At 58.9% G+C, this 20,646-nt stretch carries 15 protein-coding genes; all 15 read right to left on the bottom strand.

What is annotated here, in order from left to right:
* Window positions 1–441, bottom strand: coding sequence for a type VI secretion system baseplate subunit TssE (gene tssE / locus RGV59_RS18675; RefSeq protein ID WP_102618894.1), 441 nt, complete (start codon window positions 439–441; stop codon window positions 1–3).
* Between the two features lie 3 nt (window positions 442–444).
* Window positions 445–981, bottom strand: coding sequence for a type VI secretion system lipoprotein TssJ (tssJ, locus tag RGV59_RS18670; protein ID WP_046383722.1), 537 nt, complete (start codon window positions 979–981; stop codon window positions 445–447).
* Entirely contained in the window at window positions 962–2,059 is a 1,098-nt protein-coding gene (gene tssG, locus RGV59_RS18665) for a type VI secretion system baseplate subunit TssG (protein ID WP_126585535.1), read from the bottom strand. The genes tssJ and tssG overlap by 20 nt, the downstream gene beginning before the upstream one ends.
* Window positions 2,023–3,792 carry a type VI secretion system baseplate subunit TssF gene (gene tssF, locus RGV59_RS18660; RefSeq protein WP_126585534.1) on the bottom strand — a complete coding sequence of 590 codons (1,770 nt, stop codon included), beginning with the start codon at window positions 3,790–3,792 and terminating at the stop codon, window positions 2,023–2,025. The genes tssG and tssF overlap by 37 nt, the downstream gene beginning before the upstream one ends.
* A gap of 24 nt (window positions 3,793–3,816) precedes the next feature.
* Complete coding sequence (tssA, locus tag RGV59_RS18655) at window positions 3,817–5,403, bottom strand: type VI secretion system protein TssA (RefSeq protein ID WP_126585533.1); 1,587 nt, start codon at window positions 5,401–5,403, stop codon at window positions 3,817–3,819.
* A complete protein-coding gene (locus tag RGV59_RS18650) occupies window positions 5,400–6,179 on the bottom strand; it encodes a sterol desaturase family protein (RefSeq protein ID WP_126585532.1) in 780 nt (259 codons plus the stop codon). Before RGV59_RS18650 ends, tssA begins: the two co-directional genes overlap by 4 nt.
* A 72-nt stretch (window positions 6,180–6,251) precedes the next feature.
* Entirely contained in the window at window positions 6,252–9,344 is a 3,093-nt protein-coding gene (locus RGV59_RS18645) for an ImcF-related family protein (RefSeq protein ID WP_322247146.1), read from the bottom strand.
* Between the two features lie 270 nt (window positions 9,345–9,614).
* Entirely contained in the window at window positions 9,615–10,628 is a 1,014-nt protein-coding gene (locus RGV59_RS18640; protein ID WP_256581857.1) for a hypothetical protein, read from the bottom strand.
* A gap of 224 nt (window positions 10,629–10,852) precedes the next feature.
* The gene (locus RGV59_RS18635; RefSeq protein WP_126587409.1) at window positions 10,853–11,125 is read right to left on the bottom strand and encodes a PAAR domain-containing protein; all 273 of its coding nucleotides are present in this window, start codon (window positions 11,123–11,125) and stop codon (window positions 10,853–10,855) included.
* An 86-nt stretch (window positions 11,126–11,211) separates the two neighbouring features.
* Complete coding sequence (locus RGV59_RS18630) at window positions 11,212–11,520, bottom strand: hypothetical protein (protein WP_322247027.1); 309 nt, start codon at window positions 11,518–11,520, stop codon at window positions 11,212–11,214.
* On the bottom strand, window positions 11,517–13,019 hold the full coding sequence (tnpC, locus tag RGV59_RS18625; protein WP_322247026.1) for an IS66 family transposase: 1,503 nt from the start codon (window positions 13,017–13,019) through the stop codon (window positions 11,517–11,519). The genes RGV59_RS18630 and tnpC overlap by 4 nt, the downstream gene beginning before the upstream one ends.
* Before the next feature lie 18 nt (window positions 13,020–13,037).
* Complete coding sequence (tnpB, locus tag RGV59_RS18620) at window positions 13,038–13,397, bottom strand: IS66 family insertion sequence element accessory protein TnpB (RefSeq protein WP_322247025.1); 360 nt, start codon at window positions 13,395–13,397, stop codon at window positions 13,038–13,040.
* A gap of 534 nt (window positions 13,398–13,931) precedes the next feature.
* Complete coding sequence (locus tag RGV59_RS18615) at window positions 13,932–15,338, bottom strand: hypothetical protein (RefSeq protein WP_126587399.1); 1,407 nt, start codon at window positions 15,336–15,338, stop codon at window positions 13,932–13,934.
* Between the two features lie 11 nt (window positions 15,339–15,349).
* Window positions 15,350–18,253: a hypothetical protein gene (locus RGV59_RS18610; RefSeq protein WP_126587400.1), complete on the bottom strand. Its 2,904-nt coding sequence runs from the start codon at window positions 18,251–18,253 to the stop codon at window positions 15,350–15,352.
* A 29-nt stretch (window positions 18,254–18,282) separates the two neighbouring features.
* Window positions 18,283–20,646 (bottom strand): type VI secretion system tip protein VgrG, encoded by a 2,364-nt coding sequence (locus RGV59_RS18605; protein WP_322247024.1) that lies wholly within the window; start codon window positions 20,644–20,646, stop codon window positions 18,283–18,285.

Raw genomic sequence — 20,646 nt, 5'->3', positions numbered from 1 at the left:
TCAAGGCTTCGACAGGTAATGCTGTCGCTTCAAGTGACGCACCAGCACCCGGCCTTCGGGGGTCAGGCGGGTGCCGAAGGTCACGTGCTGCCCATCCTTCAATTGCATGTCCAGGGCGTACTCCAGATGCCCCGGCAGCACCTGGGGCAGCAGCTCGATGGTGATCGCCGCCAGACGTGGCTCGTACTTGAGCAACGTGTCGGTCATGACGCCGATCAGGCCTTGGGCCGTGGCGGGTAACCCTTGCAGGATCAGGCCCATGTCCGGCAGCCCGTAATCCGGCAGATGGCTGAGCGCGCCCGCTCGGCTGTTGAGGATGCGCTGCAGGTTGTCCAGCACCGAGAGGGTGTGCTGGTCCGCCTCGCAGACCCGCTGCAGGTCCAGTTCACCGGCGAAATTCTGCAACAGGCGTTCGTAGAGCGAAGGGGTGTACTCGGTCATGGCTCAATCCTTCGTCAATGGGCGCAGGATCAAGCGGTTATCGCCCAGTTCGATCACCCGTGCGCGATCCGGGTCGAGGTCGTCACGCGTCAATGTCAGGCGCCAGCTGTTCTGCCGGGTATCGGGGTCGCGAAACAACGCCACCAACGTGACAAACTGCGCGTCCTTGTCCATCGGCACGTTCAGCTGAGCGCCTTCTTCGGGCTTTACCACCACCGAGTGTTTGTCCAGTAACGCACGCGCGAGCAAGCGCTCGTCATCGCCCAGCAGGCCTTCGTAGGTCGCCAGCTCCACCGCCTTGCTGTCGCGCAATTGGTAAACCCGCACCAGGGTCGGCACCGACAACGCACGCATGTCCGTGGCATCGGTGTTCAGCGCCGTGCGCGCGCTGAAATCCAGATGCAGGGTGTTGACCTGCTTGTAGAAGATCGCCTTGGCGGTGGATGCCGTGCCATCCGCCACGGTCTGGGCCAACCCACAACCGCCGAGCGGTAGCGTGAAAGCCGCCAGCAGCACAAGATTAAAAACGGTACGCGACATGCTGTGTCTCCCTGTTGCGCGGGTTAATCGAAAGGCCTTGGTAGCGCCCCAGGTTGATCGTGAGGGTCTCGCGTTCCGTCGTGCGCCAAGCGCTGCCTCCCAAGCCCAGCACACCGGTCATGCCGAGCCGGAGGGTGGCCAGCCCCAACACCGGCGCAGGCAGGCTGTGCAACGGCAGCGACAAGCGCAGCTTCGCCGTGCAACGCCACCCCAGGTAAACGCGCAACAGCACCCGCAGGTCGCGGTGTAGCTGGCCGTCGGGGAGCCAGCCACGGGCTTCCTGCGCGTGCTCGGTATAGAGCGTCAGACCGAACTGGCTGTTGGCGTCGCGGCCGATACGCCCCAGCGGCGTGCCCTGGGCCAGGCTCACCGGACGTTGCCGGGAGAGGCTGGCCGGCACCGCCAACGTAATGTTCTGCGGCCAATGCGGAGTCACCTGCACCTGGGTGTCGGGGGCGAGCAATTTGACCAGTGCGACGATGCCTTGCGCATTCCGCGTGGGCAGGCGCATCACGCTGAGCAAGGCCAGAAAGCGCGAGACCGGCGTGGCGACCTGTTGCGCGGTGCCGGGAATGCCCAGGCCGATCAGGCCCAGCAGGCATTGCGAGGTGGCATCGGTGCCGCCCGCTTCGAACGTCGCCGGGTAGGAGTACTTGCGCCAGATCCGGTAGAACTGGGTGAAGATCCGGTGATTGAACATATCCAGGAAGGCTTCCAGCGCTTCATGCCCCTCCCGACGCTGCGCGATGTCATCCAGGTACACGGTCGGCATCGGCGAATCGACCCCGTACAACCCAAGCAAGCGCGTGCGTACCGTCGCCGCTCGCTCCGGGTGCGCTTCATCGATTTCAATCGACTTCAACTCGCCGGCCGGAAAGCCCATGCCCGGATCGGGCCGAAAGCGCACGGCGTCATCCGCCGGGTGCGCGGTGCTGCCCAGCGGCGGATGGTCGGGCAAGGCCTGTTCCAGCAACTGGCAAAAACGCTGCAGATTGGCCTCGGCCACCTGGCCCTGTAAGGCATCCAGCAAACCGCTGGCTTTCAGCCGGGAATACGCTGACTGTGATTCTCGTTCCATCGCAGGCACTTTCCAGTAGGTTGCAGGATCAGCGTGAGCTGGGTGTACACATGAATGTCGGCATACAAGGCGAAGAAGCGATTGAGCATCTCGCCGAACAGGCTGATGTCGCCCTCCCCTGAAAAGCCATTGGCATCGAGGGTGATCTCGATATCCACGCCGCGTAGCAAAAAGCCTTTCTCGAAACGTTGGACCAAGTGATGACGGACCTCGACGATCGCCGCCAGACGACGACGGTTGAGTTCGCTGCCCGTCCAGTCGTACAAGGCCAATGTGCCGCGCAACACCTCGGCGTTGTCGAGCATCGGCAGGAAGTTCGAGCCCAGGTGGCTCAGCACCCGCCAGTGAAAGCGGTCGCGGTTCGGCGGGTAGCACGGCAAGCTCGGCGCACACAGGTTGCGCACCCGCAAACCGGCCTGGGGGCTTTGCACCAGCGTGTCGAGCACGGTGCTTTGCAGCGCCTTGCGCGGCAATTGGCCGTGGGTGCCGGTCAGTCGCAACGACAGGCTTTCACGCGTGCGCAGGCGGTCGCTGTCGAAGCCCTCGCCGCCGAGGATCAGCCAGGTGTCATGCAAGCCATTGGCGGCGCGCTTGAGGCGCGTATGGAAGTAGCGTTCGGGAGCCTCGTCACGCAGCATGCCACCCTTGTGGCGAAAGCTGCTGAACGGCACATAGTCCTGGCGCTCGGCGTTTCGCGAGGCGGTCACGCGGTCCACCGAATAGATCTCGATATGGCCGTCCTGCAAACGCATGGGGCGCAGCAGGTAGTCGCTTTGCAACGGTGCCAGGGTCAGCGGGTCGGCCTCCAGCGCGAACAGGTTGATCACCGGCACCGCATGCAGGCGGATATGCTCGCGGCTCAGGTCGAAATCGGCCGGCCAGGGTTCGCGCAACACCACTTCAAGCTCGAACCAGGCGGCGTCGGGAGCAATCTGCAGGTGCTCCAGGCCACACAGGGTCACGAACATGAATTTTTCGCGGAAACTGAAATACTCCAGCAATAACTGATAACCGCTGAACGCACTGTCGCCCTTGGGCCACAGCCGGTCTTCATCGGCAAACCCCTTGGGCGCAAAATGCCCGGCCACCGGCTGGCGTTCGGTCTGGCCGGGCCAATGCACGAACATCGCTTGCACATTCAGGGTCAGCGCCTGATGCAAAGCACTGGCCAAAGGGGCTTCGGCATTCAGGTACAGCGGCACGCGACTCAGGTCGATCTGGCTCCAGTCGGTCAACGCGCCGCAGGCAAAACGCAGGCGCAACACGGAGCGACCATCCGGGGCGAAGCTGCGCCCGACCGAGGCCAGGGCCAGCGGGCGCAGGGCCAGGTCCTGGGTGGTGGTGTAGCGGCAACGGGTACTTTGGGGCCCGATGGGTTGCGACAGCACTTCAAAGCCCTGCGCGATCAACTCGCTGTGCTTCATCTGCGCCAGTTCCGGCACCAGTTCGACGATCGACAGCGACGGGATGGTGCGCAGGTAGTGTGGCCAGAGCAGGCTGACCAGGCCTTCGGTCAATTCCGGCAGGTCATCGTCGAGTTTTTCCCGCAGGCGGCCCATCAGGAACGCGAAGCCCTCGAACAGGCGCTCCACATAGGGGTCTTGCGCCCCCGGTTTGTCCAGGTTGAGCTGTGCCGCCCGATCCGGGAAGGCCTCCGCGAATTCCTTGCCCGCCTCGCGCAGGTAGCGCATTTCGGCATCGAAATAGCGCAGTGTGAGATTGTCCATGTTCACAGAACGACTCCTGATAGATAAGGGTTAGCCGCACAGCACGGCGGCGCGTACCGGGTCGATGGCGACCAGCGCCGCCAGCAGGGTTTCCATGCGCCGCGCCAGGCTGGGTTTGTCGGCGTCGTTGCGTTGGGCTTTCACGCGCAGCAGCTTGAGCAGGCGCGCCTTGACCTCGAAATGCAGCGCCGGCTCCCAGTCGGCCAGGGCCTGGCGTTGCGCGGTGGTGTCCAGTTCCCCCAGCAGGTGAATGGCCAGGTCGCTCTTGCCATGCTGTTCGGCCACCCGCGCCATCAGCAGGCGCAGCAGCCAGCGCTGGCGCCCGCTGTCGATACCGGGCCGCGCAGCCAGCCACGCCAGCGCGTGATCCACGCCGTCGCTGTCGGCCTGGGCCACGGCCTCACCTTCCAGGGACAAGATGTCCGCATCGCTGCTGGCCACGACCGCCGAGGGCACGGGCAGCCATTGCTGGGGTTGGTTGCCGCTGACGTGCTGGGCAATCCACTCGCGGGTGGTTTCGTCGGCGAACGGGGTGCCGTCACTCCAGCACAGCACCTCCAGACCCGGCAGGCGCTCGAGGAACATGCCCAGGTCACGTTTGGTGATAGCGGCCCAGCGGTCCTGCGGTGCGGGTTGTTTGCTCAAGGCCTGATACAGGTACCACTGCAGGTCGAGCCAGAAATGGTTCACGCCTTCGGCATACATCCGCTCGACCTGTTCGATCAACTCCGCCCAGTTCTGTTGCAGGTACAAACGCTTGAGCTGTGCCCGATAGTCTGCACGCGGCGGCGCCAGGCGCGTGTTGCCGTTGGCCTCCTGAGGCGGCGTCTGATGCACGGTGTCCCAGCGCAAGCTCTTCATCAGTCGGTGAGCGGCCAGCCAGCCCAAGGGTTGCTCGCGCAGGTAGCTCGTCAGGGCCCGGCCGCTGTCCAACAGGTCCCGCCCGGATTTGATCATCGTCGGCGGCGACGCATTGGCATGCACAGTCGACTCAAGGCTGGCGGTGTGTTGCGGGACCAATGCGTCCATCCCGCCGGACTGCGCCAGTCGCGCCGACAATGCCGCGTACAGCGGCTGCAGATCCGGACGCTGCTCCTGCGCCCACCCACTCAAGCCGCGCTCCAGCCAGGCGAGCGCGGCGGCGGTGCGCTCGGCTTCGGCCTTGACCACTTCCGGGTACAGCGACAGCGTGTCCAACACCTTGCCACTGGCCAACCATTCCAGGGCCATCTTGCGGCTGTTCGGACGGCTGGGCAGCACCGCGTCGGCAAAGCGCTCCACCAGCGCGGCCAACAGGCTCAAGCCATCCGCCAAACCGAGTTCGCCGTCTTTGTGCAAGCGCGCCCACAGGTAGTACGTGGCGACGCGCAGGTCCTTGCAGCGCTGGGTCAGCAGCTTCTGCGCCAGTTGGGCAACCTGCTCGGCATCGGCACCCGACAGTTTGTTGACTTCTTCGCGCATGCGTTGGAAGTCATCGTCGTAGCCGGGGTCGTCGCCGACAGGGGATTCGGTGCTGATGGGGTGTAGCCAGGGTTGCCAGTGGGCGGCGTGTTCGTGTGCGACAGACAGTGCGTCACGCTCCCCAAGGCAGCGGGCGATCAAGGTGCGCAGGCTCATTCGGCCCCCTCACTCACGCCAGCGGGCTGTGTTACACCCTCATGCTTGCCGCACTTCTGCACACGCTTCTGGAATGGATATAGATGCTGACGCAGAATGCCGTCCGGCAACGGTTCGCCAAACACTCCGTAGCGCGTTGGCCAGTCCTTTGCGGGCAATTTGAATGTTCCAAACACCCTATCGATCAGCGGCAGGTGAATCGCATGGTTTTTGTAGCGGTAGTCTGGATGACGGGCATGGTGCCAATGGTGGTAGCGTGGAAGTACCAATACGTATTCCAGCCAACCACCTTTGATGCACACATTGGCATGAGCCAGCATCGCCTGGACGCCGACCAGCACCACATAGGCATTCAATGCCTGCGCAGAAAAACCCAGCAACATCAGCGGCATCAGTACGGCGGTGCGCGTCAATAGCACTTCGACAAAGTGGACACGCGAACCGGCCAGCCAATCCATCGCCGTACTCGAATGGTGTACTGCACGGAAGCGCCATAACCACGGCACCGCATTCTTGGCATACAGCTTTTCCAGCGGAATAAAGACCGCCGCGGAGATGAGGAGCGCCAATCCGAGCAGTAGCAGGCTACGCGCCAATTGTTCGTTGTAAACCTTGCGCAGTTCGGTCGTGGTCAGCCACTCGGGAAGCAAGAAACACAACACGGCCAGCAGACTCAACAGCCCGAGTGCAGCGCAGATATAACCGCTGATACGCCCCTCGCCGAATTTGAATGGAGCGTGGCCATGGTCCCGAAGATAAGTTTTAATTTTTTGCATTACACATCCTTTGTATCCAATACCTGTTAAGGGTGTTCCTTGGTTACGTCAGCGCGCCGATGGAACAGTGATTCACCGGAGTTCGAAACTCCCGTTCTGCGCATAGGGTTCTTCTGCGGCGCCCTCATTGAGAAATATCTGTTGCGGCAACCTGAAATCGCGCAGCTTGAGCAACGCCAGCGGCCCCGCATCCAATTCAGTGCGCAGGTGCCACGTCAGGCTCAGGCCGTCGGGCGCCTTGAGGGCCAGGCGGTAGCGGCTGTTGCCGTCGTCCAATGGCGTGACCTGGGCGTTTTCCAGCAGGCGGATCAGGCCCCAGGTGCCGGGGTAGTCGCCAAACAGCCGCTCGCCGGCATGTACGCTGGTCCAGCTGAGGCTCACGCCGGGATAGTCGCTGCGCCCCGGCCAGTTGAAACGCTGCCAGTTTTCTTTCTGGTTGAAGTACTGGTGCCGGTCGCCGTTGAGGATGAAGGTGGTTTGCACCACGTCGCGCACGGGTTTGCCTTGCAGTTCAAAGCTCAGCCCCATGCCGCCGTCGGTGTAGAGCACATCGGCCAGTTCGCTCAGTTGATTGATCGCGCCCAGAAACTGCGGGTTGAAGCGCAGGCCTTGGCTGTGGCGCGGATCGGCTACCCAACGGCTACCTTCCTTGCGCAGCACGCCGCTCAATTGCTGCTGTAAAAACTGTGCGATGCGCCCGGAGTCCGCGCGGATCATCTGCCCCAACATCGGCAACGAGGCGTCGCTGGTGGTGGCGGCAAACGGGTAGCGGCTGGCGAAGGCGGCGTTCCAATGGCTGACGATCGAGCGCTGCCAGTGGCTGTTGAGGCCGGCGGCGGAGGGTTGCAACACGCGTTGCCAGGCCTGTTCCAGCGGCTGCACGAACAGCGTCTGCGCCGCCCCGCCCCACTCCGCGCCCAGGCTGGCGGCCAGCAGGGCGCCATAGGATTGGGTGTCGGTGAGGTCGATGCTGCGGCCTTGAAACACGCTTTGTGCCAGGGCCTGGGTCATTTCCAGCGGGTCGGGCGCGGTGCTGATCTGCTGCAGTTTCAAACGCACCCGTGTCACGCGGGTGAGGAAGGCCGGGAGACTGAGGCCGTCCGTGTTGGACTTGTCCAGCAACGCCAATAACGGGCCGAAGGTCGCCGCCAGCGGCCCCGTGGCGGCCTGGGCCAACGGTTCGATCGCTGGAGCCTTGTCCGGCCCGATCAGCTTTTGCGCGGACTGCACCAGCGAGTCGGCCAGGGCCTGGGGTCGGCTGCCCGCCTGCGCCTGGTAGGCCACGCTGTTCAGCAGCGCGATCAAGGGCGATTGGCGCACGTCGCTCATCAGCGTCAATTGGTCGATTGACTCATCGAGACTCGCGGCCTGCTGCCAGCGCAGGCTGTTGAGCAGATCCTGCCAGGCGCTGGCGTAGTCCTGGAAGTAGCGTTCGGTGAGGCGGGCGCGCAGTTGGTCAGGGCTCAGGCGGGTGTCGACATCGGCAGGTTGGTCGCTGAGCACCCAATCGATTTCCTCGCGGCGCGCCTCGGCGATCGCATCGATGGCGTGGCGCACCGAGCCTTCCCAGGCCTGGCGGGTGAACACGCCGGGCACGCTGGCCTCGGTGGTGAACAGGGCCTGGGCGTCGGTGTCGCCGACCAGTTGCTGCAGGCCCAGGGCCGGGTAGTGATGGGCGGCGTCATCGAGCAGTTGTTGGTACAGATTGGCTTCGGCATTGCGTTGGCCCAGTTGGCCGAGCAGGACCTGCCGGACTTGCGCGACCAGCCGCGCGTCGGTGTCGATGCGCCAAGCCGGGTTTTCCGCCAGGTGTTCAGCGTAAAACTGCCACAGAGTGGGGCCCAGGGCTTGCCAGAGGCCCGCGCGGGAAGGCTCGACTTCGCCGAGGGTTTTCACCAGCAGACTGGCGTCGGCTTTTGCCGGACGCGCCATCATCAGGTAGGCCTTGAGCTGGTCGTAGGCAGCACGGGCGCGTTCGGCGCGCTCGGGATTGTCCGGGGCCAGCTTGACCAGGGCCGTGAGCTGTTGGCGTAAAGCGGCGACGGCCGGGTCGCGGATCAGGCGGTTATTGGCTTCGACGTAGCGCGGCCACACGGTTTCAAGCAGCACTGGGTTTTGATTCAGGCCGAAACGCTGATACCACGGAGCGCCGCCTTGAACGCGATCATCCAGGCGCGCCAATTCGCGGACCAGTTCATGAAGGGCCCGGAGCTGTTCGTCGCCTTGTGATGCGCGTTGCAAGGTCGACAACGAGCTGTGTACCTGGGCGATCTGCGTGCGGTTGCTGATGAATGACAGCAGCAGTCCTGCTCCCCATAACGTCGCCAAACCCAGCACCAGCGCGTAGCCAACTCGCGGCACGCTCCAGCCCAGCCGGCGGCCACGGGCGTTATCGCCGAGTACACCGTGCCACACCGGGGCGACCGACCACGCCTGTTGTTGATCATGCGGCGAGCGCTGTACCGGCAGGCTGAACCACACCCCCCGCAACGGCACGCCACGGGCAAATTCGCCGGCCAGGTGCGCCAAGGTGTGAAACCAACGATCAATGCCCTCGCCCTTTAAATCCCGCGACAGACGCAGCAGAAAATCATCCTTCATCACCGCGTTCATCTGCGCCAAACCCGCGCGACGCAAAGGCTCCAGCAAACGATTCAACGCGGCGTCCAATACCGCCGCCGAAAAGCGCTCGGGCAACTGACAGCCCACCGGCTGCGCTTTGCGCGTGTCCTGCGCCCACGCACTGCCGCAGACCTGCCAGAGGGATAACGGCAACTGCCAGCGCAAGTCACGGGCAAGGCGCTGCACCTGGCGTACACCTTTGCCCATCGCGACATCGTCGGCGGCCTGGGTTTCGTTCAGCGCCCAGACGACTCCGTCCAGCGCACGCCAGCGGCTGAGGCCGCTCCAGCGCTCAGGGAATGATTGATCCAGCGCGGCCTGCGCACTGCCGCCCCACAGCAGGACGGTGCCTTGGCCTTCGAGCCATTGGTGAGCGGCCAGGGTGGGGGCGATGGCTTCGATTTCGGTGGGTTCGCCGATGATGAGCAGCAGGCGGGTTTTGTGGCGCCAGAAAAGGCCGTAACGAGCACGCAGTAGCTTTCTAATCGAGCTAACGCGTTGCGCGACGTCTGCATCAAGGGACTTGGAGTGGTCAGCCTGCATAGGCCGGGGCACATCATCCGCCTGCACTTGCCGGTAAGCCGAATGCCCCAACTGGTGCCCCAAAAAATGGTAGCCCACAACGCACATCACCAGGACCAAGGTCGTAACGGCTATCACCCACAGTCCTGCGATTTTGCGATAACCACCAGAGCGAAGCCCAACCAGCTCGGGATACTGCCAGACCAATACACCCTGCACCGTACCAATCAACAGCAGTACGACGACCAAAACTCCCAGCCACACAACACGTCGAGTCTGCATTCGAAGTTCCTATTTCGAAAGTGATGGCACAGGCGTCAAGACCGTGCTCCAGAGCCCTGCATCAACGCAGTTGCTCCCGCTGAAAATGAATTGCGGCCCGGCGCCGCCTTGAATGGTCTGCGTTGCGGCGGCAATCGCCAGCCACGGTGACGCTTTGCCCGGGTTCCCCAGCGAGGTATCCAGGTTGTAAAACCCTTGATTGTTCTTCGCAGGGAGCGGCACGGCCGCCAAGACGTTGCTCAGCGCCTCATTCCTCTGCACATCAACTCCGACTCGCCAGGCTTGCTGGATCGATTGCGCATCGAGAGGCGCCCATTCCAATGCCTGACGCGCGGCGTAAAGCAACGCGTCGGTGTTCGGCTCGCGCTCCTGCTCCGGACGATGCAGGTAGGCGATTGGGGGCAAGACGGTTTGCGTCAGGCGGTTGCCAAAAAGCAGCCCGACCGCCGCTTCAGCCGTTCCTTCTGCCTGCTGCGGTGCAAACTGCAAAGCCACCACCAACAAAGACGCCTTGTCGCCAATTCGCTGATCGAGCCATTGGTCCAGTACGGCCAGCCCACTGCCTTCGACAGGGACAGTGGGCTGACGGATGCCGGATTCGCTCCACGCTTGTCGCCATAGGTCCTGCCACACGCTTTTCGGCAAAGCGCTATCGACCTCCAGAAGCACTGCCAGTTGTGTATCAGCGGACGCCCGCCTTAGGACTGGCAGCAGATCGGCAAGTAGCTGCCCAAATGCTCGTCCCAACACTTGCTCAGGGTTTTCATGTGCAGCGCTAGTAAGACGACTGTGACGCGAAACAGCTTGGTCCGGCCTGCACGGTTGAGCCTCAAGCACTTCGGCTCCGCTCAGCAACGCAGTCAGTTGTGTTGCTGAGGAAGTTTCCGGTTCGCGTAGCGCCGTGTGCAGGCTGACACCCAACACCTGTTGGACGCGCCGACCTCGTCGGATTTTGTGAACCAAATCCTCTTCACGTGCTTTATCCCAGCCGTCAGCCACCTGTTGTTGACCGAAATACAACAAAACACGCCCGAAGCTAAGCAGGCACCAGCCCAAGAACGGAGTCCCCAAGGCTAGCCCCCAGAAACCCGGGGGAGTTTCGCGTAACGATTGAGTACCGAGCAAAAACGCCCCGCATACACCCAGCACTAAAAGCAGCAGTGGCAGTACACCTAACCAACGCCAAACCCTCGGCCGCGCAGGTCGTGGCGACGGTGCTGGGACTTGATCCAATCTAACCGGCATGACTAGCTCGCACTTGCTTGAGGCAGAGACGAAATCAAGGTGCAACCACACGCGCAACGATGCCCATGAAACGCGACCGGAATGCCGTAGTCATGAAACGTTGGGTGCCCCTCGGCAATCTCTGTTCGGCCATGGCTGGGGATCGGGCAGTCCACTGGATCACCCTGGCGAGCCGCGCCAATGCCTCTGAAGAACATGACAGTGGAACCTGATTGAACACTGCCACCGCCGGTTGTTTTGTCGCCTATGCGAATGATACTTTGTAACTGATCCATAAACCCCACCTATCCAAACAGACGGCGCCTGAGATGGGGAGGAATCAAATCATGCTGGCGCGGAGACCATTCTCGGCACAGTTACTTCATTTTTTCGGCCTGACATCCACCACCATCCCTGCCTGTACGTTTTTGATCGGTGACAGTAAGTGCGGCGAAATATTCCAGCGCTGGCCGGTGTCGGTTACCACTGTGACGGTTTTGCGGTTGAACTTCATGACGGTACCGGACAGGCGCTCACCATTGGGTGAATCGAAGCTTACCCGTGCTCCCGGATGGAACTGCATCATCGATTTATGAGCCTCCAATGACTCCAACATCTTCAGCCGTTCGATAATGTGATGATTCAATGTCACTAACTCATCGACGCTCAGATGATCAATGTTGATACTCATGATGCCCTCCAATTCCAGGGTAGTAACGCCTCAACATCTTCAACTGATTCAGCCTGCGGTAATCGCTCCAGTACGTGGCGCAGCCACGTATAGGGCTCCTGGCCGTTGGCTTTAGCCGTTTCGACCAGACTGTAGATCTGCGCACTGGCGGTGGCGCCCTTGGGCGTATCGCTGAATAACCATGCCTTGCGCCCTATGACAAACGGCTTTATCGCTCTTTCGGCGGCATTGTTGTCGATCGGTAAAAAACCGGCCTCCACGTAACGTTCCAGCCGGCTCCAGTTGCTACCCAGATAACTGAGCGCCTTGCCGAGAGCACTTTGCGATGCGACTTGCGGCTGAGTTTTCTCCAGCCAGCTTTTCAACTGCGCGAGCACCGGCAAGCTCTTTTCCTGGCGACCGGCAAAGCGCTGCTCATCCGTCATTTCTTTCAAATCACGTTCGATACCGTACAACTTGTTGATCATCGTCAGCGCAACATCGGCCCGACCGGTTTTACCCTTGGGCTGCACTTTCTGCGCATCGACAAACTTGCGCCGTACATGGGCCATACAAGCCAAACGCTCGACACTCGGCTGCGCGGCCAAGGCGTTATAGCCGGCGTAATCGTCAGTCATCAAATAGCCACGATAGTCGCCGAGCAGCCGCAACGGCACCTCCTGCGCTCGACTGGTGGTGTAGTCAAAAAGAAGGATTGGTCGCGCCGGTGGGCCGCTGGCTTGTACCCACATCCAGGATTGGCTGGTCGGGTCTCGACCTGGCTCTTTGAGCACCTGCACTCGCGTTTCATCGCAGTGAACAATCGGACTTTCCAGTAACCGATCACGCATCAGATTCAACAGCGGTTGGAAGTGTTCGCAGCACTGGATCACCCAGCGCGCCAGGGTTTGACGCGGGATATCGACACCGTGGCGAGCGAGGACTTTTTCGAAACGGTGCAGCGGCAGGCCATCGACATACTTGGCGGTCAGCAACATGCCCAACACGCTGGGGCTGGCCATGCTTTTTTCGATCAGTTGCGCGGGTTTGTCGGCGGTGACCGGTGCAGTTTCACAACCACGGCAGCCGTAGACCTTGCGGATGTGTTTGATCACCCGGATCTGCATCGGCACGATCTCCAGCTGTTCGCTGGTTTCTTCGCCGATGGTATGTTTGCGGCAGCCGCAAATGCAGGTCAGTTCGTGTTCGGGGAGTTCGTGGATGACTTCGATTCGTGGCAAGTTAGCGGGTAGAGGCTTGCGTTTGCCACGGCGTTTGGTCGGGGCGACAACTTCTTCCTCAGCATCAACGGGCACTGGCGTGGCGATACTTTCAGCTTCATTGAACAACGGCAGCTGTGGTGTCATCGGATCAACGGTTTGCTCAGATTTTCGTCCGAACAGGCGCTGACGAAGCAGTGCATTTTCCTCTTCAAGAAGAGCGACTTTCGACTGCATCTGAGCAAGTAATTGCTTGAGCGCAGCCGGGTCATCGGGATGGTTGTCGGGCATCGAAGTCATGGCCCGGATTATACCCAATCAAGCAACAAATCGCGGCGTCAAAACCTGATGCGGACGGTTGCGCCACAGGTCAAAACCGTCAAGCAGCCAGTTCAGTTCCTGGATGCTCAATACGATGGCTTCGTCAGTCGCGTCGGGCGAGGTTTTGAAACGCTCGGACTCCAGGCGCTTGAGCCAAAGGCAAAAGCCATTGCGCTCCCAGTAAAGGATTTTCACCCGGTTACGGGGGCGATTTAGAAAAACAAAAAGTACCGGGTCGAATACCGCCACCTTGATATCCAGCTCGACCAGGGCGGCGAGGCCGTCGATGGATTTTCGAAAATCCACGGGCTTGGGGTAGAGGTAGACTTTTTCGACTTTGGCGTCGGGACGCATCATGAGGTGCTGGCTCCGTAAAGAGATCGGGAGCACAGCATCAGGCTTCAATGGGCGGCTTTGAATGTGTAGGTGATGGATCGCTTACGATACTTTTCATGTTCTATCTCCACTCACGAAACGATTCAATTACTTGCCCTGCGAAAGGGTCATATTTGCTAAGCGCACTTAAAATACAAGAACTGTCATCGATGCTTAGTTTCAAAAAAACCTATTCATTCATAATACTTCGCTAGCTCACACTAATAATTACGAAAACAGACAAGTCATCGTAAGAGTCGCAACCAGCAACATCTACTTCACAATCACTTCCTAACATGACGAAAGTGCTTTCATTACCAACAATCCGGGCAGCTCGAGATATTAAGAGCGGTGCCTGCCAACAATAATTGCCCACGCTCGCCATCCACTGGCACGAATTCAATCGCGCCCACATCATAAAAATCGGACGCACGCTCACTCAAACGCATTACCAACTCACGACCCTCAAAAATTTGCCTTGGGACGCCAGCACTAAAAATCAGCAATGTCGATACACTAAAACTTATCACAACTAACTAGATCACTGCACCTCAACCACCCTTCTGTAGTAACGCCCCCGGAAAACCTGAACTCAACCCAATCTTCACCGTCATTGCTATAAAACCCCAAAAAGGTAATTCTATCTCCTCGTATTAAATATTTTTGCGTGGACTTAGTCGCTGCAGGGGAAGAAAAAATCCTAGCCTGGATAGATTCCACGGTAGAGACTAATTCTGTACGCTTTTCGAAATTCATGTCATCGGACACTAACGACCTTATAGGCGAACCAGCAAAAGGGTAAACTACCCGACTTACCTCACCACACCCGACACAGCGATCCGACATCTTTATATTTACTTGCCCACCTTCAGCAATGTAAATATCTTCAACCCAAGCACCCCCATCCTTATAAGAGCTGATAATATAGCCACCTCTAAGCTTAAAATCACAAAGACCTCCCTGATTAAAAACCAACTCCTTTAAGGAGTGATCACTACTTTCGTAACGCAGTACTCTCGAGCAAAAATTCACACCATCTCCCGCCAAATGAAAAACCACCTCTCCGACCCCGTCACCGGTAATATCCTCAATATGCACGTCATCGTATACCGCCTCAATCTCACGTAAAAAATCTCCTGGTACCAACAGGCCATATTTTGTTCCATGATCAAATACAGACAGTGCAAGAGGTCGGCGACTCTCAACCTTTATTGCCGGTTGAGCCGCCTGTACTGTTTCACCTGTAGGCAGCATTCCAGTTGCACCCATAATCGCTCTCAGCTTTAAAGAATTGCTCGCATCGCCGTCACGTTCCAGCAGCGTCAACATGTCACTATATATTTTTTTATTTTTCTCGCGAGGAGGGTCGCAAGCTAGAATATTATCAAATGTCGTTCCCTCTAAAAAATACGCGAGAACCCTTGGAGAGGAAACTTGAATTAAATCCTTTCGTCCGGACGCGTAGTCCTTGTAGACTTTGTCGACGGTTGGTGAATCTTTAGTCAAATCGTATCCGTTAATACTCAGTGAACTACGCCACAGACTAGACGTCCCCCACCCCCCTCCACACTGCTCTCCAGTTGATACATTCACAACGCAACCATCAGACATTCTTACAAACGCACAAAGATATATGGTATTAGAGCGCCCCTCGTACTCCTCCCCCACTTCAGAAAAATGTACCACCGAGTAGGCTTTATCAGGAGAAAGATTACCAGCATCATACTTGCTATTATAGTTATAACTTAACCCCTCATCAAATATTCGCAGAACCCTTCCAGTGTTTGTTTTGTAGACCAGCGATTTATAGTCGCCATCAACCCCGTCCGAATAGAGGAGCAAACCTGATTCCCCTTGGATAGTGGTCGCCATCAATCCAGTAGAGGTTAGTACAGCAAAAAATAACAAAATTATATGTCTCACTATAACGTCCCTTATAATAACCCACGAAGGTGACTGTAGCGTTCACTCGGAGAGTTCATATTGCGAGCTGGCCCATAAATCATTATCAATTCTTCCTCGTACTGCAGGCGACTATCTCCCCACTGGTATGGATCTAAACTCAATCCAGGGTGGCGACTGCGCAATACGTCAATTGCGCTCTTGAGGCTACGTGACACATTAGCGGGCGCATTCACATCGTGATCAAGAACCAGAGCACGTCCGAGCCTCGACTGGAAGAAGTCACTTGCAGGATTAGCGTAACCGAGAGGTGACTTCGAGAGAGCCACTCTCATACGGGCAATAAAATCAACCACCTGTTTTTTCTGAAACTCTTCATGAAGCATTGCACTCGCAATCGAAGCCAGAGCTTCTGACTTTTTGGGAAATCCAGAATCAGTTTGACCAAATCCTTTTTTTATGAATTCATACAGCGCACTCCCGGTTATCTCTTCATTCTCCGTCTCTCCTGACGAGTAATATATTCTTGCTCCATTGGACTCTTGCCTGATGGACCAACCGCACTTAGCAAAAATTTCGCTAAATAAAACTCGGTTTTCCAATTTAAACTCATTGATCTGCTTGGGTAATTCACCATAACCTTCAGGAGTTACAGTTTTCTGCATGGCTTCGGCACTAAATGTTTGCCAGTCCCAGGCTTGAACTGCGTCCATGGCCCCTTCATTCGAAGACATGGCAATCACAATAGCCTTTTCATCACTTGTTGCTTTTCCCTTACTGATCAGATCGTCCCAACCTGAAAACCTGTTTAACTTCTTAGTCCCATGATATACAGGGCCATAATATGTCATGTCAGGGTACCCTCTCCTCTTCCTAACCCATCTATATCTCGAAAATTTAATATCTAAACAACAACCACAAGCGCACTCATCTCTCGTCAGAAATTGTCCTACCAACCCCACGGGATGCAAGTGATAAACCCGCCCATGCACCGGCAATCCCACTCCCGGCGCCACCTCATTCCACCAACTTATCTGCTTGATCCGCTCTTTCTCCGCCAACCAGTTCAGCAGAGGGGTGGAGCCGCTATGGCCCAGTACTGCGTCCAGCGCGTCCCACTTATGGGGTTCGTGGCGCCATTCGCTTTCGTAGAAAATGATCAGTTGCGACAGCGATTGCGCGTGCGCCGGTAGGCCAATCGCTGCCTGCAACTCTTCAGCCGTCATTTTTCCATCACGGTCACGATCAATGATGTCGTACAGGCGCTTCTTCATCGGCCCTTTATCCGACATGTCGGCCCAGGGGCCGTGGCGTTCGAGTTGCTCTTCATTAAAACGGTTGGCCGCGCGGAAAAAAGAAGCCAGGGTTTGCCGAGGGGAGTCGTAGTTGAAGACGATGTCGTAGCCGTCCCACGACCATGGACTGACCCACGGAGTAACGCCCACTTCTTCGCGCACCCAGCCATCGAGTAACACGCCGTCCACGTCGTGCAGCAGTCCATCGAGGCGGTACCAGTTGCAGGCCTTTCGATCTGCCGTTGCGGCGATCATGATTTTTTTATCGGTCTGTAGGCCATCGAGCTGACTTTTAGGCACCAGTAGATCAGCATCACTGGGCGTGCTGGCTGCACTGAGCGTGGGTGGTTGTGTGACGCTGAAACGCTCCTGATGCGCCACTACGGCAGTGCCCTTGGAGAGTTTCAGCCAGGACTTGCTTGCCTCAGGTAGTCGTTGTGCCCAGGCACGACTTGCTTCGATGAACGGTTCCATGTGATCGGCACTGAACACTTCCAGATGCAATTTCTTTTCCGGGTGCTCAGCCCCGCCGTCTTGATACTCGCCAATGTGACCGATCAAGTCGCCAGCCTTGATCGCTATCGGTTGATCGAGAACCTCGATGCGCTCGGCTATCGGTTCGCGAACACCGTCCAGGGAATTGAAGTGAACGTACTGATTTACACGCTCCAACTTACGGAACGTGCCTTCACCGCTGACGGCTACTTCCGTGTCATGGGGCAGTTCCATAAGGATGGCGCTGCTGGTGTTCGCTTCGGCGCGGACACGAAGTGACGGATTTGCTTTGACGCGGTACTCATCGCCGGCGATGGGGAGCAGATAGTCAATCGAAAGGTAACCGAGCAGTGGGCCATCGGCGCTTTTCAGTACGTCAGGTCCATTGGTGTTTTCCAGCTTTCGGAATTCACCGTCACCGCTTACGGTCACCTCCGCCCCCGGTAACAACAGAGCAAGCGCTTTACTCCGCTGCGCCTGGTTGTAAACCTTCAAACCCTGCTGCTCAGGATGGCCTGGGATTAAGTCCCGCACCGTTGCCTTGACTCTGCGAGTCTGCCCTTCGGGCCAAAACGCGGGACGCGCAATGCCAGGGTCGTTCTGGTAAACCGCCCAATCCTGCAAGTGCATGTACAGGCTATAAAAAATCAGGCTCGGCGGTGCGTCTGGGCTCCCCTCAATCTTTGGAGCTTCGAGGCGATGACGTACCAGCACAAAGTTGCGTGAAAAGGGCTTTTTTACGCTCAGTTCATTGACGAAGTACGCGGTGGTCGGCGAGTGCTCGTCGATGCGATACGCCACCACCTCGCCGTCGGCCAGGCAATGCACGCTGGATTGATCCAGAGTGCCGGCTGTGCCGCTGTCGAAATGCACCCCGCCGTGCCAAAGACCATTGCGTCCCAACGGGTAGTAACCGGCTACCGCCTTGGCCATTTGGGTTAATTGCAGCAACGGGCTGGTCTTGTACTTGAAGGGATGGCTCCAGTTTCTCACTGGAACCGGTGTGTCGTTACTGGTTTGCGCAAGCGGTTGAGACGGCGAAGGTGATGTCTGCCGTGTTGGCCAAAGCGGAGGGTCTGCCACATAAATCGGCTCTTCCCGGATGGGGCTGAAGAGATCAAATACTCGAGAAAACAAGTTGGCCATGGTGTGATTCACTCCTGGTAGCAAAGGGATCAGCCAGAGAAATCCGTAGGCCCCTGGGCCTTGGATTTGTGCTCAGTCAATTGAGGAGGCTGTGGCATATCCAGGGTTTGTCGGGCTGGCCCCTGAAGGTCGAAGTACGCCGACTTTATGAAGTAGTCCCCCTGAGTCCCGGACTCGATGCGACTTTGATCAATGGCGATGTAGCTGCCACCGGCATTCAAGATGATTTTCTTTTTCGCCGTGATATGGATCTCGTCCTCGGTACTGGTGATGTCCAACCCATGACGCGCGATCAACTCGAGCTTGTCGTTCTGCGCCTGGATACTCACCGCCCCCTGATTAGCGATCAGCTTGATCCCCAGCTTGCGCACAAACAGACTCATCCCTTGCCCCACACCGATGAACAGCCGCTTGACCACGCTGATATCCGTCTCAGCCCCGGAGTTGATCATCAGATTTTTTTGCGCCGCCAATTGCAGATGCTGGCCGCTGGTCACGGCCACGCCATCGGGCGCGCTGAGCACCAGCACGGACGACTTGAGTTGTTCCAGGTCTTGCTTGAGCAACTTCAACTGCGCCTGTACATCGGCCGGGTCTGCATGGGCTGCCTGGGCGTCTACCGACAACCCGTCCAACTGTTCGCCCGCCTGCTGTAACCGGCCCAGCGCGGCGCTCATTTCAAGCATCTGACCCTGAGCTTTGGGCTGCGCGTCAGCACTGATGAAGATGCCGCTGCCCGCACGGATGGCGGCATGGCCATCGGTACGCAATTCGGCTCCCTGACCACGTGGTTGTCGCTGACCATCCACCAAATGCCCAAGATTCAGCTGGCTCTTACCACTGTGCTCAGTACTCAGCTTGACGTGCTCCCGCCCCCGCGTGTCATCCATCCGCAGCTTGTTGTTCGCCGGGGTACGCAGCACGTTGCGTTTGTAGTTACGCAAGGTCACATGATCGACATGCTGGCTATCGTGCAACGCGTGCGCGATGTAGGGCCGGTCCGGGTCGCCCTGCTCGAACGCAATCGCCACTTCGGTCCCTGCGATCAACGGCAGGTGCAGGCCGTGGGTATCTCCGGCGTAGGGTCGGGCCAGGCGTAGCCATAGGCTTTCTTCGCCGGGTTTCCAGGTGTCGCGGTCGAACAGGAAGTTGACCTTGTAGCGCCCTTCGAGGTCGATGTGGCCGTAGGGGTCGTTGGCCTGTGGGCTGGTGACGCGGGCCGGGACGGTGCCGGCGATTTGGGGTTTGGGCTGCAGTGCGGGGCGAAAGCACACGGTGTCTGAATAGGGTATGGCCTGGAAGGTCGCGACCAAGCTGCTGTCGCGGGCGGCGGTGGTGGTCAGGCCGGTGATCACCGAGCCCGGTGTGAAGGCTTGGGGCGCGCCGCCGGTGATGTGCAGCACCTGCCCCGGCGCTAACGTGGCGCTGCTGGTGATGCCGCTGAGTTGGGTCTGGGCGTTGAGGTAACGCTCGTGGCGCAGGCGTGCGTAGAAGTAGCCGCTTTCGCTGAGCAGGTCTTCGTCCTGATCCAGCCGGTCGCCGAGGGTCGTGTAGGGCTCGGCGTAGTGGTAGGCCTCGCCGTAGGTGCCACTGGCGCCGCGGCTCTGGTCGATCTCGCCGCTCAGGTGGGCGCCGGCGTCGCGGGGGTGGTAGGTGCGGATATGCACCTGTTGTTCGACCACCCGGTGGTTCGATTGCAGGTGCCACACCGCGTCCTGCCCGCTGCTGCCCAGCCCGGATTGCGGGCGATACGGCAGCGCGATGTCGAACTGGTAGAGGCGCTGATCGTCGCAGAACTCGACCACATCGATACCCAGGCGTTCGTCGCTGGTGAAGCGGTACCAGATGCCGACGTCGGCGAGCAGGCGGTCGATGAAGGCCAGGTCGCTTTCGCCGTATTGCATGACCTGCTCGCGCCTGGGGTAGTCGCGTTTCAGGCTGAACAGAAAGTCCTGGCCTTCAAAGTCGTGGCGGCTGCGCAGGATGCTTTCGACGATCTGCGGCACGGATTGATGCTGGTAGATGCGAAATTGTCTGCCTTGGCCGAGCAGGGCCAGGCGCGGCTGCAGAGTGATTTCATAACGGGCCTGGTCGTTCGAGCCGGACTGACGCTTGAAGCCGGTGACCACACCGTGCAGGCTGCGCAGCGGTTTGACCGCGGGCGCGCTGAAGCCTGAGGCCGGTGGTTTTTGCGGGGCGGCGTGCAGGCTGAAACGAGCGTCCTGGCCAAGCAGGGTTTCGGCGGCGAGGTCACGTTCGGTGCTGGTGAATTCCACGCGATAGGTGAAGGGCTGGCTCAGGTGTTCGCGGCCTTCAAAGGCCAACACGTCGAGACGGGCTTCGATGTTGCGCACACTCAAGGTGTGCCGGCTATGGTCGAAGAAAGCCTGCAC

The sequence above is a fragment of the Pseudomonas sp. FG1 genome (assembly GCF_034313875.1).
Classification (GTDB): domain Bacteria; phylum Pseudomonadota; class Gammaproteobacteria; order Pseudomonadales; family Pseudomonadaceae; genus Aquipseudomonas; species Aquipseudomonas veronii.
The sequence above is the reverse complement of the archived record's forward strand: the minus strand, read 5'-3'. Positions and strand labels throughout refer to the sequence as shown.